Annotated in this window: 14 protein-coding genes and 2 pseudogenes; 15 read left to right on the forward strand and 1 reads right to left on the reverse strand. The window is 63.2% G+C overall.

The window, feature by feature from the left end; translation table 11 throughout:
- Window positions 1–329: 329 nt before the first annotated feature.
- From DES43_RS17455 to DES43_RS17505, 12 genes and pseudogenes are all read left to right on the forward strand, one after another.
- The gene (locus tag DES43_RS17455) at window positions 330–602 is read left to right on the forward strand and encodes a helix-turn-helix transcriptional regulator (protein WP_133675868.1); all 273 of its coding nucleotides are present in this window, start codon (window positions 330–332) and stop codon (window positions 600–602) included.
- Complete coding sequence (locus DES43_RS17460; protein ID WP_133675870.1) at window positions 603–1,631, forward strand: replication initiator protein A; 1,029 nt, start codon at window positions 603–605, stop codon at window positions 1,629–1,631. It abuts the gene before it with no gap.
- On the forward strand, window positions 1,628–2,857 hold the full coding sequence (locus DES43_RS17465) for a DNA cytosine methyltransferase (RefSeq protein ID WP_133675872.1): 1,230 nt from the start codon (window positions 1,628–1,630) through the stop codon (window positions 2,855–2,857). Before DES43_RS17460 ends, DES43_RS17465 begins: the two co-directional genes overlap by 4 nt.
- The gene (locus DES43_RS17470) at window positions 2,854–3,369 is read left to right on the forward strand and encodes a DUF2840 domain-containing protein (RefSeq protein ID WP_133675875.1); all 516 of its coding nucleotides are present in this window, start codon (window positions 2,854–2,856) and stop codon (window positions 3,367–3,369) included. The genes DES43_RS17465 and DES43_RS17470 overlap by 4 nt, the downstream gene beginning before the upstream one ends.
- Window positions 3,366–3,911 carry a S26 family signal peptidase gene (locus DES43_RS17475; protein WP_133675877.1) on the forward strand — a complete coding sequence of 182 codons (546 nt, stop codon included), beginning with the start codon at window positions 3,366–3,368 and terminating at the stop codon, window positions 3,909–3,911. The genes DES43_RS17470 and DES43_RS17475 overlap by 4 nt, the downstream gene beginning before the upstream one ends.
- Window positions 3,912–3,934: 23 nt before the next feature.
- Window positions 3,935–4,705 carry a lytic transglycosylase domain-containing protein gene (locus DES43_RS17480; RefSeq protein WP_245514598.1) on the forward strand — a complete coding sequence of 257 codons (771 nt, stop codon included), beginning with the start codon at window positions 3,935–3,937 and terminating at the stop codon, window positions 4,703–4,705.
- Between the two features lie 505 nt (window positions 4,706–5,210).
- A pseudogene (locus DES43_RS23405) lies at window positions 5,211–5,672 on the forward strand (relaxase/mobilization nuclease domain-containing protein); the annotation flags it as partial.
- 168 nt (window positions 5,673–5,840) lie between these two features.
- Entirely contained in the window at window positions 5,841–7,073 is a 1,233-nt protein-coding gene (locus tag DES43_RS23025; protein ID WP_425352100.1) for a DUF3363 domain-containing protein, read from the forward strand.
- 426 nt (window positions 7,074–7,499) lie between these two features.
- The gene (locus tag DES43_RS17490) at window positions 7,500–8,396 is read left to right on the forward strand and encodes a LysR family transcriptional regulator (RefSeq protein WP_035028975.1); all 897 of its coding nucleotides are present in this window, start codon (window positions 7,500–7,502) and stop codon (window positions 8,394–8,396) included.
- A gap of 131 nt (window positions 8,397–8,527) precedes the next feature.
- Window positions 8,528–10,516, forward strand: coding sequence for a conjugal transfer protein TraG (locus DES43_RS17495; RefSeq protein ID WP_035028978.1), 1,989 nt, complete (start codon window positions 8,528–8,530; stop codon window positions 10,514–10,516).
- A 10-nt stretch (window positions 10,517–10,526) separates the two neighbouring features.
- On the forward strand, window positions 10,527–11,006 hold the full coding sequence (locus DES43_RS17500) for a hypothetical protein (protein WP_035028981.1): 480 nt from the start codon (window positions 10,527–10,529) through the stop codon (window positions 11,004–11,006).
- 127 nt (window positions 11,007–11,133) lie between these two features.
- Entirely contained in the window at window positions 11,134–11,586 is a 453-nt protein-coding gene (locus DES43_RS17505; protein ID WP_035029209.1) for a GNAT family N-acetyltransferase, read from the forward strand.
- Between the two features lie 17 nt (window positions 11,587–11,603).
- Here the strand turns inward: DES43_RS17505 and DES43_RS17510 are convergent, their stop codons facing one another.
- The gene (locus DES43_RS17510; protein WP_035028984.1) at window positions 11,604–12,173 is read right to left on the reverse strand and encodes an ATP-binding protein; all 570 of its coding nucleotides are present in this window, start codon (window positions 12,171–12,173) and stop codon (window positions 11,604–11,606) included.
- 209 nt (window positions 12,174–12,382) lie between these two features.
- On the opposite strand from DES43_RS17510, the pseudogene trbB reads away from it, so the two are divergent.
- The 3 genes and pseudogenes from trbB (at window position 12,383) to DES43_RS17525 (ending at window position 13,989) form a co-directional block, all read left to right on the forward strand.
- A pseudogene (trbB, locus tag DES43_RS17515) lies at window positions 12,383–13,379 on the forward strand (P-type conjugative transfer ATPase TrbB).
- Entirely contained in the window at window positions 13,376–13,708 is a 333-nt protein-coding gene (locus tag DES43_RS17520) for a TrbC/VirB2 family type IV secretion system protein (RefSeq protein ID WP_035028993.1), read from the forward strand. Before trbB ends, DES43_RS17520 begins: the two are co-directional and overlap by 4 nt.
- Window positions 13,708–13,989 carry a VirB3 family type IV secretion system protein gene (locus DES43_RS17525; protein ID WP_035028996.1) on the forward strand — a complete coding sequence of 94 codons (282 nt, stop codon included), beginning with the start codon at window positions 13,708–13,710 and terminating at the stop codon, window positions 13,987–13,989. Before DES43_RS17520 ends, DES43_RS17525 begins: the two co-directional genes overlap by 1 nt.
- The last annotated feature ends 7 nt before the right edge of the window (window positions 13,990–13,996 follow it).

Raw genomic sequence — 13,996 nt, forward strand, 5'->3', positions numbered from 1 at the left:
CATGGGCTCCCCGACCATAGGGTCAAGGAGTTTGGTGTCGTCACGGCCGACACCAACCGCCAACAGGGGTTACTAAGCCCCGGAACAGTGCGTCTGCTCCATCGGCATTCATAGCTGAACAGCACAGGATTGTCTTCGGCAATTCGATGGGGCAGCCATCTCGCCTCTGAAATCTCACGTCTTTTCCTTGCCGGCTCCGTCTTCCAGGGGGTGCCGCCAGCGCATGGTCGCAAATGCGGCACGCTACACGCCGCCGGTGCCTCGCCATGGTTCGCCACAGTCCGCCGTCCCCGCGACGGCCTGTCTGTCTGACCAACCGGAGGCATCCCATGACCCACGGCCGCAAAGCCGACCTGCCACCGCGCCTGCTTAGGACCCAGGAAGCTGCGCGTTTCCTCGGCATTTCGCTGCGCACCCTCGAGAAACACCGGACCTATGGAACTGGCCCCATCTATCGAAAGATCGGCGGGCGCGTCCTTTACACCCTGCACGATCTGGAGGCTTGGAGCGCAGTCGGCTCGCGTAAATCCACGCGCGACGAAAATGCCGGCACGGTCTTTCCGGCGCGTCCGCTCACACCTGCCGAGAGGGGTGAACTCTGAATGCTGCGCACCAACGATCATAAACCGTCGAGGCGCGATGCTGTCAGCGAACGCATTCACCTCGATCCATTCATCGTAGCCACTGGAGACGCCGCGCCGCGCGATCAGCGCGACCTGATGGAACGACCGTTCTTTTCCCTCGCCAAATCCCGGCGCATCAAACCCATTCTCTACAAGGCCGCCGATGTGGAAGTGCAGGTGCTCGGCATGCCTGAGCACGGCATGGCGACCATCTGGGATGCCGATGTTCTGATCTGGGCGGCGTCCCAGATCGTCGCAGCCGGGAACGCCGGCTTTCCCAACTCGCGCTTCTTTCGTTTCATGCCTTATCAGCTCCTGCGGGCGGTCGGCCGGTGCACCGGCAACCGTGACTATCTGCTGCTGAAGGCCGCACTTGCGCGGCTGCAATCGACAGTCATCGCCACCAACATCCGCAACGGCGCGCATTGGCGGCGGCGGCAATTCTCATGGATCAACGAATGGGAAGAGATGACGACGCGCACGGGCCGCGTCGAGGGCATGGAGTTCGTCCTGCCCGAATGGTTCTATCAGAGTGTCGTCGATCGTTCGCTGGTTCTGGCCATCGATCCTGCCTATTTCCGGCTGAAAGGCGGCATCGAGCGCTGGCTCTACCGCGTCGCCCGCAAGCATGCTGGACATCAGCCCGAGGGCTGGGCCTTCGAGTTTTCTCACCTACACCAAAAATCCGGCAGTCTCGCACGGCCGTCCGATTTCGCGCTTGATCTGCGCCGGATTGCAGCCCGCCAATCGCTGCCCGGTTATGGTCTCCGGATCGAGTGGCAGGACGGGCGAGAACTGCTGCGCTTTCTCCCTGAAAATCTATCCACAGGCACTGTGGATAACCCTGTGGAACCAATCGGGACATCAGGCGCACGCAGGATCGGGACATCAGGCGCAAATCGGCACCGACACTCTATAGAAGACTCTAACAATAAAACTAACTCTTCTTCTTTGATGCGCGCGCATCCGAGCCATGGTGCCGGTGCCACCTGCCGAGCTGCGCCATGATGCGCGCTCTCGACCTGTTCAGCGCCGCCGCCGGCGGCTGGTCGCTTGGTCTCCATCGCGCCGGCTTCGTCACCATCGCCGCCTGCGAGATCGTCGAATGGCGGCGCATCCTTTACGTAGAGAACAATCCCCATGTCCGCCTCTACGACGACATCCGTGGACTCACGGCAGCTCGCCTTGTTTCCGACCTTGGAATCCTCCCCGACATCATCGTCGGCAGCCCGCCATGCCAGGACATCTCCAGCGCAAACACCAGAGGCAAGGGGATCGAGGGCGAACGGTCGGGCCTCTACCTCGAAGCCGTCCGCCTTGTCGGAGACTGCCGGCCTCGCTGGTTTGCTTTTGAGAACAGCTCTAATCTCAGAACTCGCGGTGCTGACCGGGTGCTCGGCGAGTTGGAAGCGCTCGGCTACGCCACAGAACCGTGCGTGGTGGCTGCTTCGGATGTCGGTGCCAACCATATCCGCAAGCGGTCATGGCTCATCGGCTATGATCCCGAGCAGCTTGCCAACACCCATGGCCTCGGATGGGATGAAGGACGGCGCAGGCGGCGGAGCGGGATCGACATATCCCCTGCGGGCAATCCTGGCGACGCCGAGGAAATCGGATGCGGATCGGGGCGGCCGGGGCGACGTATTGAGCCAGCTTCAGGGCCATGCCAGCCGCCATGCGGGCATGATGCCGACGCCGGTCAAGCCGAACGGCGGGCGCAAGTTGAGCGCGCAGGAGATCGAGACAGGACGCCGGACGAACGGTGCGAAGGCGCAGATCGACACGCCGAACCTGCTGCGACACGCGGCGGAGATTCTGCCGACGCCCACAAAGCGCGACAGCCGCATGGACGGCTGGAGCCCGGCCTACGACCGCAGGAAATCCCCCACGATGGACGCAGTGATGGATGGCGCAATGACGGATCGCGCGCCGGACAAATGGGCGGGAGCGCGGGCGCTGGCCGTCATGCTGAAGAGCCATGGGCTGACTGGAACGGCGGCCTTGCCCATCACCTACGGCTGGATGATGGGCTTTCCGCCTGGGTGGCTGACACACGCATTGCACTCGGCTCTCGCAAAGGGACATCTGCGGCCAGCCTGATCGTCGAGGCGTTCGGCGACGCCGTTCTCCCGCAAATCCCCGAAGCCATCGGCCGCGCAATCCTGTGCACAGAAGCTGCCCTCGACGCGGTGCTCACCCGCACCGCCACCAATATTTCCGGAGAAGAACAATGATCCGGCGCACCTTTACCGGCGCGCGCGGACGCAATCTCGCGGATGCTCCACCCTTCACCACGCTGGTCGAACTGACGTTTCAGCGCAAGAAGATCGAGCACTGGATACGCTTCGGCCGCAAGAGCTATGAACAGATCATCGACCGCCGCCGCAGCGTCGTCGGCTTCGCGCCGGGCAGCGTCTTTGCCTTCGTGCGATGGGCGAAAGGCGAGCACGGCACTGTCGTTTCGCGCATCGACATTGTGCGGGCCATCGGTCGGGGCGAGCCGTTCCAGACATTGTCCTTCGTGAGCCCCGGCGGCGAAATCCTGTTGCGCCTCGATAGCTGGCCCAAGGTGCAGCGCGCGCTTGTCGCTATCGACGCTGTGGATGCGCTCGGCCTCGACCCGGCCGACGTCCCGCCGGATCACTGGCGGCACGTCCACAACCGTTTGACCGCCAATCTGGAACCGCACGCCTACACGCCCGAGCGACATGCCGCTTGGCTTAACCGCCGAAGGATTGACCCATGACGCGCCGCCGCACCCTTACGGTGACGGCGCTGGCGGTGATCGGCATCGCCGCCGCAAGCGCCGTCGAGACGCCGACGAAACTCATCTGGAACGCCACCGCCAGCGCGCCGGTCGGCTTCTACACGGTCGAGCCAGCCGACGCGCTCGACGTGCCGGAGCTGGTCGCCATCATGCCGCCCGAACCGCTCGCCAGCTTCATGGTCGAGCGCGGCTATATCGCGCGAGGCGTCCCGCTCTTGAAGCGCGTCTTGGGCCTGCCTGGACAGCGGGTTTGCCGCTTGCGATCCACGATCACGGTGAACGGGATCGAAATGGGCGAGGCGCTGGAGCGCGACAGCCTCGGCCGCGATCTGCCCGTCTGGAAGGGCTGCCACGTCATCGGAGACGACCAGATTTTCCTCATGAATTGGGAAGTCCGCGACAGCCTAGACGGCCGTTATTTCGGACCCATCCCCGCAACTTCCGTCATCGGCCGAGCGCTCTCGCTCTGGACCGATGAGGAAGGCGTTGGCCGATACGAGTGGCGCGCACCGACGCACTGAAAACCCACAGGCAGGAGATTTCCATGGCATATATCGGCCAGTTAATCCGCAGCGGCGATAGATGCGCCACATCATGGCATTATGCCGTCCTGATACTGGCCGGCGCGCTCTCGGTCTGCGCCGGATCGGGCCTCGCCGTCGCGCAACCCGCATCGGTAGAGCGCCCGGCCGCCGCCCATCCCTATGCGGCGCACATCGCCGAGGCGTCGCAGCGTTTCGGCATCCCCGAGCACTGGATTCGCGCCGTGCTGCGCGCCGAGAGCGCGGGCGACGTGCGCGCGGTCTCAATGGCCGGCGCGAGGGGATTGATGCAGGTAATGCCCGACACATGGGCGGGCCTGCGCGTCCGCCATGGCCTTGGGCGCGATCCCTATGATCCGCGCGACAACATCATGGCAGGCACCGCCTATCTGCGCGAGATGTTCGACCGCTACGGCAATGTCGGCGCGATGCTGGCCGCCTACAATGCCGGTCCCGGCCGCTACGATGAACACCGTGCGACGGGCCGACAGCTTCCCGCCGAAACGCGGGCCTATGTCGCCGCGCTCGCCCCGATCCTTGGCGGCGCGGCTCCATCGGATGCGCCGTTGCAACCACCAACACCACCGCCCGATTGGCGCGAGGCACCGCTATTCGTCATGCGCCCGGCCGACACGCGAGCGGCCGCCGCGCCGCCGTCCAAGGTGCAAACAGGCGACGGCCGCGCTGCCGTTCCGGCGCGCGACCCCGCCCGTGCGGAGCCGCAGGACGGCAGCATTTTCGTGGCGAGCGCCAGCGACGGGGGAACGCGATGAGGGCGGCGTTCCCGCGCTTGGCGGCGCTTGTTTCGGCATCCGGTCGGGCAGGTTTGCGCCCGGCTGGATTCCCCGCAGGAGGGGCAGAAAAGACAGAAAGGGCGGAGGGCAAGATTAAAGAAGACGGCACCATATCGGGCCGCTTCTGGAAATTATTGTTGTCTGCACACTGGTTAGGTGGCCGTTTCCGGCACCATGGTTTTGAGGGGCCGCGTGCCGCGATTTTGCGTAAAGCCTTGGCTTTGAGGGGTTTCGAGCGGCACCATAGGCGTAGGTCGGCCTGTTTTCGGCGGTTTTCGCTGGAGCAGCGCCCATGAGCGCCGACGACGAAAACCGCTTCCGACCGAAGCCCGGCCGCATCCGATCCGACACGCCGAGGGCGGGCAAGACCAAGAGCTTTTTCACGCAGGTCAGGAAGATCACCCGGCAGCATCAGGCGGCAGCCTCACGCGATCCTTCCATGCCGTCATCCGCCCGCCCGTCATCGCCGGGGCGGTCCCGCGCCATGGTCGCCAGCGGCAAGGGCGTGAAGCGCGGCCGGGGCGCGAGCTTCGTGCGCGCCCGCAATATCTCCGGCCATTGGCATCATCGCCAGCCGGGCAGCCGCCGCGTCATTGTCAAGCAGCGCAGCGTCAGGGCCGCATGGAAGGGCGGCCGTGCCCGCGCGCATCTGCGTTATGTCCAACGCGAAGGCACGTCACGCGACGGCGAGCGGGGCCGGCTGTATTCGGCGACCGAGGACCGCGCCGATGGCGACGCCTTCCTTGATCGCGGCAAGGACGACCGCCATCAGTTCAGGTTCATCGTCTCGCCAGAAGACGGCGCGGAGCTATCGGACCTCTCGGCCTATACCCGCGATTTCATGAAACAGGTGGAAGCCGACCTCGGCACGAAACTCGATTGGGTTGCGGTGAACCACTACAACACCGGCCATCCCCATGTGCATATCATCGTCAACGGCCGCGACGACACGGGCGGGGATCTGGTCATCAACGGTGACTATCTTTCCGCCGGCCTGCGCGAACGCGCCAGCGAGCTTGCCAGTCTCGAACTCGGCCCCGTGACCGAGATCGAGCAGACCCGCAAGCTGTCGGCCGAAATCGACCAAGACCGTTTCACCCGGATCGACCGCGCCATGGCCGAGGAAGCCGACGCCCGTTTCCTCGACCTTCGCCATGAACCGGCAGCGCCGAGGCGGCAGTTCGAGCGCACGTTGCGCCTGCGCCGTCTCGGCAAGCTGGAGAAGATGGGGCTGGCGACCGAACACGCGCCTGCCGTTTGGGAATTGAGCAAGGACATGGAGCCGGCCCTGCGCGAGTTGGGCGAGCGCGGCGACATTATCCGCACCATGCAGAAGGCGCTCGGCCCGCAGGGCGGCGAACGCGACCCCATGAGCTTTCAAATCCATGACGGAGCACCCGAGACGCCCATCGTCGGCCGCGTCGTGGACAAGCACCTGTCCGACGAGTTGGGCGAAGACCTGACCATAGTAGTGGACGGGATCGACGGGCGGACGCACCACATTGCCGGCATCGCGCCCGAGCGGTTGGAGGACGCCCGCATCGGCAGCGTCATCCAGATCGGCCCGGCCGAGGCGACGGCCCGGCCGTCCGACCGCACCATCACCGCCATCGCCGAGGACGGCATCTATCGGCCGAGCCGTCATCTGGAGCAGGCCAAGTTCGAGGGCCGCGTTCCCGGCGGCGGCTATGAGGGCTATGTCGATGCCCATGTCCGCCGGCTGGAGGCGCTGCGCCGCGCCGGGATCGTCGAGCGGATCGACGCAGATCAATGGAGCATCCCCGATGATCTGGTCAGCCGCGCCGCCGTCTATGACGCCGGCCGCGACCGGCAGGCCAGCGTTCGCGTCCTTTCCCCGGTCGATCTAGGCAAGCAGATCGGATCGGACGGCGCGACATGGCTGGACCGGCGACTGATCCACGCGGAAACCGCCGACCTTGCGTCGGCCGGCTTCGGCCAGCAGGTGAGCGAGGCGATGGAACAGCGCCGCGAGCATCATATCGAACAGGGCGATGCGACCCGAGCGCGGAACGGTCGCATATTCTACCGGCGCAGCCTTCTCGCCACCCTGCGCGAGCGCGAGGTTGCCCGCGTCGGTGCGGAGATGACCGAGAGCAAGGGGCTGCCGTTCCGCGCCGCCACGGACGGCGAGAACGTCAGCGGCAAGTTCACCGGCACCGTGCAGCTATCGAGCGGCAAGTTCGCCGTGGTCGAGCAATCCCACGAGTTTACCTTAGTCCCGTGGCGGCCGGTCATCGACCGCCAGCTCGGCCGCGAGGTCATGGGCGTCGTGCAGGGCGGGTCGGTGTCGTGGCAGTTAGGGAGGCAGAGGGAGTTGGGAATATAGCCCAATTTTATTCATCTGCATCTTGCGAGACCTGAAAGGCAGATAGGAGCTGAAAGATTATATTGCAAACGAACGGGGTCTATTTCTGCTTTCGTCTTATTTATTCCGAGATTTTCGAGCGCAAACAACGCCATAAAAGTCTGTGTTCGACAATGCCCAATAAAGTCAGTCGGTTAGCGCTCCGTCTGGAGCGCGTTTATGTGGCTCTCCACCTTAAATTAAGGCCCGCTACACCTTAAATTATGAGGACATTCCCATCGGGCGCCTCACAAGGATGCGCGAGCATGAACGCGCCCAAACAAGGATGTTTAGAGAAACAGCTATTATATGAGGAAAGGTCGGGTTTAGCGGGGCCAGACCATGAGGCGGAGGAAAAAGAAAAACTATCTTCCTGTCTCTGAAGCGATCAGGTCAGGAAGGGTTCCCATGGCGAGTTTGGTGCATTTGCTTGCCGCGGCAGATCACATGAATTTTCGCCACGCAGCGAAAGCGCTTGGCGTGGCACAGTCCAGCGTAAGCGCCCGCGTGAAAGCGCTGGAGGAAGACCTTGGGATCCTGCTGTTCGAGCGTAACACGCGCGGTATCAGATTGACCGAGGCCGGGCGCAACTTCGTCGAACAAGTGGCAGACGGTCTTGATCAACTCGACCATGCGGTGAAGACGGTAAGTATGGCGGCAGTAGGCGAGCATGGTCGCCTGCGTATTGGCATCCATGCTTTGATTCCAGGCAGCTTTCTCGCCGAACTGATCGCGAATTACCGTGAGAGCCATCCCGGTATCAATGTCGAGATTACAGAAGGTACCGCTCGTGATGCATTGATGCGGATACGCGCCGACCAGCTAGACGTAGCGTTTATGGTAGGAGAGCCGGAGCTGCCCGACTGCCACACACGTCTGACATGGAGTGAGCCGCTGGTGGCCGTTCTGCCCCAGATGCATCGCCTTGCGGGGAAGTCAAAAATTACTTGGGCGGATTTGTCCAACGAGACATTCCTTGTCCGATATGGTGGCACCGGTCCACAGATCCATGATCATATCGTCTTGCGTCTCACTGGCCGCTCGTTCAGGCCGTTGATCCAGCGATTTAATGTCGAACGCGGCACACTGCTGTCTATGGTTGGCCAGGGCTTTGGCATTACCATCGTCGGCGCGGCCACGGCACTGTACCCGGCGACTGACGTGGTTTTCCCGCCTTTCGCCGATGAGCCAGATCCGGTTCCGTTCTCGGCCGTTTGGTCGCCGTTCAACCGTAGTACAGCGCTAAATAACTTGCTTGACCTTGCGAACGATATGAGAACTTCCGTGAATCGTCCGGGCAGATGAGGATAGAGGCACCCCATCCCATTCGCCGCCGATAGTATCCGGCAGCCCTCCGGCAGCCTCTTTCCTGTTGACCGTCGCGATGTTGCCTACTCTCTGATCGGCTCCGTCTCTTTTGCCGACTGGAGCTTGCATTGCGCGGAGGCAGAATCCTTTGGGGACAGATCGCCATAGTCTTCGTCATCGTTCTGGTGATGACGTGGGCGGCGACGCAATGGACGGCGTTCCGCCTCGGCTTCCAGCCGCAGCTTGGAGCACCATGGTTCGAGCTGGCGGGCCTGCCGGTCTATTATCCGCCCGCCTTCTTCTGGTGGTGGTTTTCCTTCGATGCCTATGCGCCCACGATCTTCGTCGAGGGCGGCATCATTGCCACGTCGGGGGGCTTCCTCGCCATCGCCGCCGCCATCCTCATGTCGATCATCCGGGCGCGGGAGACGCGCAACGTCGCCACCTACGGATCGGCGCGATGGGCGGAAGACGAGGAAATCCGCGCCGCAGGACTGCTTGGCCCCGATGGCGTCCTGCTCGGCCGATACGACCGGGACTATCTGCGCCATGACGGTCCCGAGCATGTCCTATGCTTCGCCCCGACGCGCAGCGGCAAAGGTGTCGGGCTGGTGGTGCCGACGCTGCTGACATGGCCGGCATCCGCCATCGTTCACGACATAAAAGGCGAGAACTGGACGCTGACAGCGGGCTTCCGCGCGAAGCATGGCCGCGTGCTGCTGTTCGATCCGACCAACGCCAGATCGTCGGCCTACAACCCGCTGCTGGAGGTCCGGCAAGGGGAATGGGAAGTCCGCGACGTGCAGAACATCGCGGATATTCTGGTCGATCCCGAAGGCAGCTTGGACAAAAGGAACCATTGGGAAAAGACCAGCCATAGCTTGCTGGTCGGCGCGATCCTGCATGTTCTCTATGCGGAGAAGGACAAGACGCTGGCGGGCGTCGCCAACTTCCTGTCCGATCCCCGCCGCCCGGTCGAGGCGACCTTGCGCGCCATGATGGATACGCCGCATCTCGGCGAAGCAGGCGTTCATCCCGTCATCGCGTCGTCGGCCCGCGAACTGTTGAACAAATCCGAGAACGAACGGTCGGGCGTGTTGAGCACCGCCATGTCGTTTCTCGGCCTCTACCGCGATCCCGTGGTGGCGCGGGTGACGGAGCGATGCGACTGGCGCATTGCCGATCTGGTCGGCAGCCGCCAGCCCGTCACGCTCTATCTGGTCGTGCCGCCGTCCGACATAAACCGCACCAAGCCGCTCATTCGATTGATCCTCAATCAGATCGGCAGGCGATTGACCGAGGAACTGACCAGCTCGGGCGCGCGCCATCGGCTGCTGCTCATGCTGGACGAGTTTCCCGCGCTCGGCAGATTGGATTTTTTCGAGTCCGCCTTAGCCTTTATGGCGGGCTACGGCCTCAAGGGCTTCCTGATCGCGCAGAGCCTCAACCAGATCGAGCGCGCCTATGGGCCAAACAACGCGATCCTCGACAACTGCCATGTGCGCGTCAGCTTCGCCACGAACGACGAAAGGACGGCTAAGCGCGTTTCAGACGCATTAGGCACCGCGACCGAGCTGCGCGATTCCACCAATTACGCCGGGCACCGCCTAGCCCCGTGGTTAGGTCACTTGATGGTGTCGCGGCAGGAGACGGCGCGGCCGCTGCTCACGCCGGGCGAAATCATGCAGCTTCCGCCCACCGATGAAATCGTGATGGTCGCGGGCACGCCGCCGATCCGCGCCACCAAGGCCCGCTATTTCGAGGACGCGCGGTTTCAGGAACGCATTCTGACCCCGCCTGATCTTTCCACCGCATCGCTGGCGCCCAGCCCATCGTCCGATGACTGGTCGAGCCGGATCGTCGCGGCGGACATCCTTTCGGCGACGAACGCCGGAGACGAGGTCGAGGGCGATCCGGCCAATGCCGGCATCCGCCGCGAGCCGGAGTTGCCAAGCCAGGAGGAAATCGGCGCCCCACCGCCATCGCCCGAACAGGAATTCGAGTTTCTGAACGACGAGCCGGACGTTGACGCGGCCAAGGCCCGCACTATCCGCCAGCGCATGAGGATGGTGGCGCGGCAGGTGGCGTTGAACCCCGATGACGGAATCGACCTTTGAGGAGACGCCCATGGCAACCAGAACCCGCCTGAATATCTATTTCGACCCCGCGCTCATTCCGCAGATCGAGGCGATGGCGCTGCGCCGCTCGGTGGCCCTGCGCCGCAATGTCTCAAAATCCGCCATCGTGGAGGCGGCGGTCATGTCCTACCTGTCCGGCGATGCCGACGACCAGCTTGAAGCTGCCATGTCTCGCCGCCTGGACAAGCTCGGCCGCCAGATCGACACGCTCGACCGGGATCTCGCCGTTCTCGGCGAGACGGTCGCGCAGTTCATCCATTACTGGATGACGATTACACCGCCTTTACCGGATGCAGCGAGACAATCAGCCCGCGCCAAAGCAGCAGAGCGGTTCGAGGGCTTCATGCAAAATCTTGGCCGGCGTCTGGCGACAGGAGACAGATTCCTCAAGGAACTGTCGCGGGATGTATCCGGAGATGAGGCCCTTGGTTTAGCGGCAGAGCCTCAGACCATTGAACGCGGCACATGAGGCGGATATGCTTGATCGAAGCAGAAGGAGATTTATGCGCAGAGGTTTCTAGTGAGCCGCATTGAGCGGCGTCGTTCGGCACGATGGTTCGCCGACCCTCTTCGCATGTCTTTTCTGCAGGAATATCATGACACAAAATGACGTTATTATCCGGCCATTCAATTTGGCATCGGACACAAGAACGCTGTCAGCCATATGGCTCGAGGCGTCCCTCATCGCGCATCCCTTCATCGGCAGGCAGCGCCTGCTTGAACAGCGTCTGCTGATCGAAGACAAATATCTACCTGGTTCCGAGACCTGGGTTGCCTGCCAAGGGAACAAGTCGCTCGGTTTCATCAGCCTCCTCGACAAATTCATCGGCGGCATTTTCGTTGAACCCGGACAACAGGGAAAGGGCGTCGGACGCCAGCTGATCTCCTATGTGCTGGAAAGGAAAGGGGAACTCTCGCTCGAAGTTTATACGCAGAACGAACAGGCCGTCCGCTTCTATACGAGCCTTGGTTTCAGAGAAGTCTCACGTCGTCCTTACGATGATGAGGGCATGCCGTTCGAGAACGCGCGATTGACGCTGAGCACATGAACTTTGGAGAGGGCGGGCTAACTCCCCGCCCTCTCACCAATGATTGCGATCTCGCTCGCTACCACGTCTGCCAGCTCATCTATCGGCTTCTCGCCTTGCAGTCTGAGAACCGGAGCCGTTTGCTGGCCAAGCCAGCGTTCATGTTGAGCGAGGTTCCGTCCAGTGAACTGCGGGTCATCGTAGCCTGATGCCCATGTCCGAAACGCCACATGCGCTTCGTGCATGTCCCCACCGGGAAGGATGCGCTCACCGTGGCGCGCCGCCTCGCGCTGGTCGAGACGTTGCAGTCTGATGGCGGTAGGCGTGTAGAGAAAGACAATCAGATCAACGTCACGGATCAGGGCCTCACCCCATCCGATGAAGGAACCGGTCAATATCCATCCTTGGGGCGCAGCTTGCTGTTCCGCAATCAGCTTCACGCGCTCCTCGGGCGGTCGTTTGACGCTGAAAGGCGGGTCCGTCGGCATCCAATAGAAGTCATCGACATCGATATGCGGAATGTCGAACCGTTTTGTCAGCGCCGCGCCGAGCGTCGAAACGCCCGAACAGGACGCTCCCGTTATGTATATTTTCGGCCTGCCGTGCATTCAGATCGATTCCCTTTTCACACCTGCCTTCATATTCATGCGGCTTGATCCGCTCAACATAGACTTTCCCACCCATCCTATTTGCCGCCGTTCGCCGCCGATCACCGCACGAAGCTAGATACTTGTTGAACCGGCCCGATTTCGGTCTCTCTTAATCGACCCCGATCCGGGGATCGTCTGTCGCGTCCCTGTCAGAAGCCGGGGCCGACATGACCACCAACCACCAAAGACCGGAAGCCATCGCACGCGGCGCACGCATGTTGCGCACGGCATTGGGACCGGCAATCGCCCGGCTGCTCGAAGACCCGGCCGTGGTCGAGGTCATGCTGAACCCGGACGGGCGGTTGTGGATCGACCGCCTCTCCGAAGGGCTTTCCGATACAGGCGAGCGGCTGTCCGCCGCCGATGGCGAACGCATCGTTCGGCTGGTGGCGCATCATGTCGGCGCGGAGGTTCATGCCCGCAGCCCCCGCGTCTCGGCCGAGCTGCCCGAGAGCGGGGAGCGGTTTGAAGGGCTATTGCCGCCCGTGGTCGCCGCCCCGACCTTCGCTATCCGCAAACCCGCCGTCGCGGTGTTCACGCTCGACGATTACGTGGCCGCCGGCATCATGTCCGCCGATCAGGCCGCGATCCTACGCGCAGCCGTTTCCGACCGCGCCAACATCTTCGTGGCGGGCGGCACCAGCACCGGCAAGACCACGCTGACCAATGCGCTGCTCGCCGAGGTCGCCAAGGGCGCGGATCGCGTCGTCATCATCGAAGACACCCGCGAGCTGCAATGTGCCGCGCCCAACCTTGTCGCCATGCGGACGAAAGACGGCGTGGCGACGCTTTCCGATCTGGTCCGTTCCTCGCTGCGTCTGCGCCCGGATCGCATCCCCCATCGGCGAGGTGCGCGGATCGGAAGCCCTCGACCTGCTCAAAGCATGGGGCACGGGCCATCCGGGCGGGATCGGAACCATCCATGCCGGCACCGGCATCGGCGCGCTGCGCCGGCTTGAACAGCTCATCCAGGAGGCTGTCGTCACCGTCCCGCGCGCGCTGATCGCCGAGACCATCGACCTAGTTGCTGTCCTTTCCGGGCGCGGTTCCGCGCGCCGGCTGACTGAACTCGCCCGCGTCGAGGGGCTGGGGCCGGACGGCGACTATCGCATCACGCATCCCATCCCTTTGGCAATCCCCAACAACACAGGAGAATCTTCATGATCCGCACGATTTCGCGCGGCTATCGCTTCGCCGCGACCGCCGCATCCGCCCTTGCCATCAGCCTCATGCTCGCCCCGGCCGCGCACGCGTCCGGTTCCTCGATGCCGTGGGAACAGCCCCTTCAACAGATTCTTCAAAGCATTGAAGGGCCGGTTGCCAAGATCATCGCCGTCATCATCATCATCGTGACCGGCCTGACCCTCGCTTTCGGCGATACGTCAGGGGGCTTCCGTCGCCTGATCCAGATCGTGTTCGGCCTGTCCATCGCCTTTGCGGCGTCGAGTTTCTTCCTCTCATTCTTCTCGTTCGGCGGCGGGGCGCTGGTTTGATGGCGGGCGGCCTCGAACAGCTTGACGCGGTGCCGGGCTTCACGATCCCGGTCCATCGCGCGCTGACCGAGCACATTTTGCTCGGCGGCGCACCGCGCGCCATCGCCATCATGAACGGGACGCTGGCCGGGGCCGTGGGTCTCGGCCTGCGCCTCTGGCTGGTCGGCCTCGCCATCTGGGCCATCGGCCATTTCGCGGCCGTATGGGCAGCGAAGCGCGATCCCCAATTCGTCGAGGTCGGGCGGCGGCATATCCGCATCCCCGCTTTCCTGTCGGTGTGAGGGCGCG

Source organism: Aquamicrobium defluvii (genome assembly GCF_004363725.1).
GTDB classification, from domain to species: domain Bacteria; phylum Pseudomonadota; class Alphaproteobacteria; order Rhizobiales; family Rhizobiaceae; genus Mesorhizobium; species Mesorhizobium defluvii.

Coding starts and splice junctions, on each gene's coding strand:
- DES43_RS17490 (WP_035028975.1), top strand. CDS start 7,500: ATGGCGAGTTTGGTGCATTTGCTTGCCGCGGCAGATCACATGAATTTT.
- DES43_RS17525 (WP_035028996.1), top strand. CDS start 13,708: ATGGCGGGCGGCCTCGAACAGCTTGACGCGGTGCCGGGCTTCACGATC.
- DES43_RS17500 (WP_035028981.1), top strand. CDS start 10,527: ATGGCAACCAGAACCCGCCTGAATATCTATTTCGACCCCGCGCTCATT.
- DES43_RS17480 (WP_245514598.1), top strand. CDS start 3,935: ATGGCATATATCGGCCAGTTAATCCGCAGCGGCGATAGATGCGCCACA.
- DES43_RS17475 (WP_133675877.1), top strand. CDS start 3,366: ATGACGCGCCGCCGCACCCTTACGGTGACGGCGCTGGCGGTGATCGGC.
- DES43_RS17520 (WP_035028993.1), top strand. CDS start 13,376: ATGATCCGCACGATTTCGCGCGGCTATCGCTTCGCCGCGACCGCCGCA.
- DES43_RS23025 (WP_425352100.1), top strand. CDS start 5,841: ATGGCCGAGGAAGCCGACGCCCGTTTCCTCGACCTTCGCCATGAACCG.
- DES43_RS17510 (WP_035028984.1), bottom strand. CDS start 12,173: ATGCACGGCAGGCCGAAAATATACATAACGGGAGCGTCCTGTTCGGGC.
- DES43_RS17460 (WP_133675870.1), top strand. CDS start 603: ATGCTGCGCACCAACGATCATAAACCGTCGAGGCGCGATGCTGTCAGC.
- DES43_RS17470 (WP_133675875.1), top strand. CDS start 2,854: ATGATCCGGCGCACCTTTACCGGCGCGCGCGGACGCAATCTCGCGGAT.
- DES43_RS17505 (WP_035029209.1), top strand. CDS start 11,134: ATGACACAAAATGACGTTATTATCCGGCCATTCAATTTGGCATCGGAC.
- DES43_RS17465 (WP_133675872.1), top strand. CDS start 1,628: ATGATGCGCGCTCTCGACCTGTTCAGCGCCGCCGCCGGCGGCTGGTCG.
- DES43_RS17455 (WP_133675868.1), top strand. CDS start 330: ATGACCCACGGCCGCAAAGCCGACCTGCCACCGCGCCTGCTTAGGACC.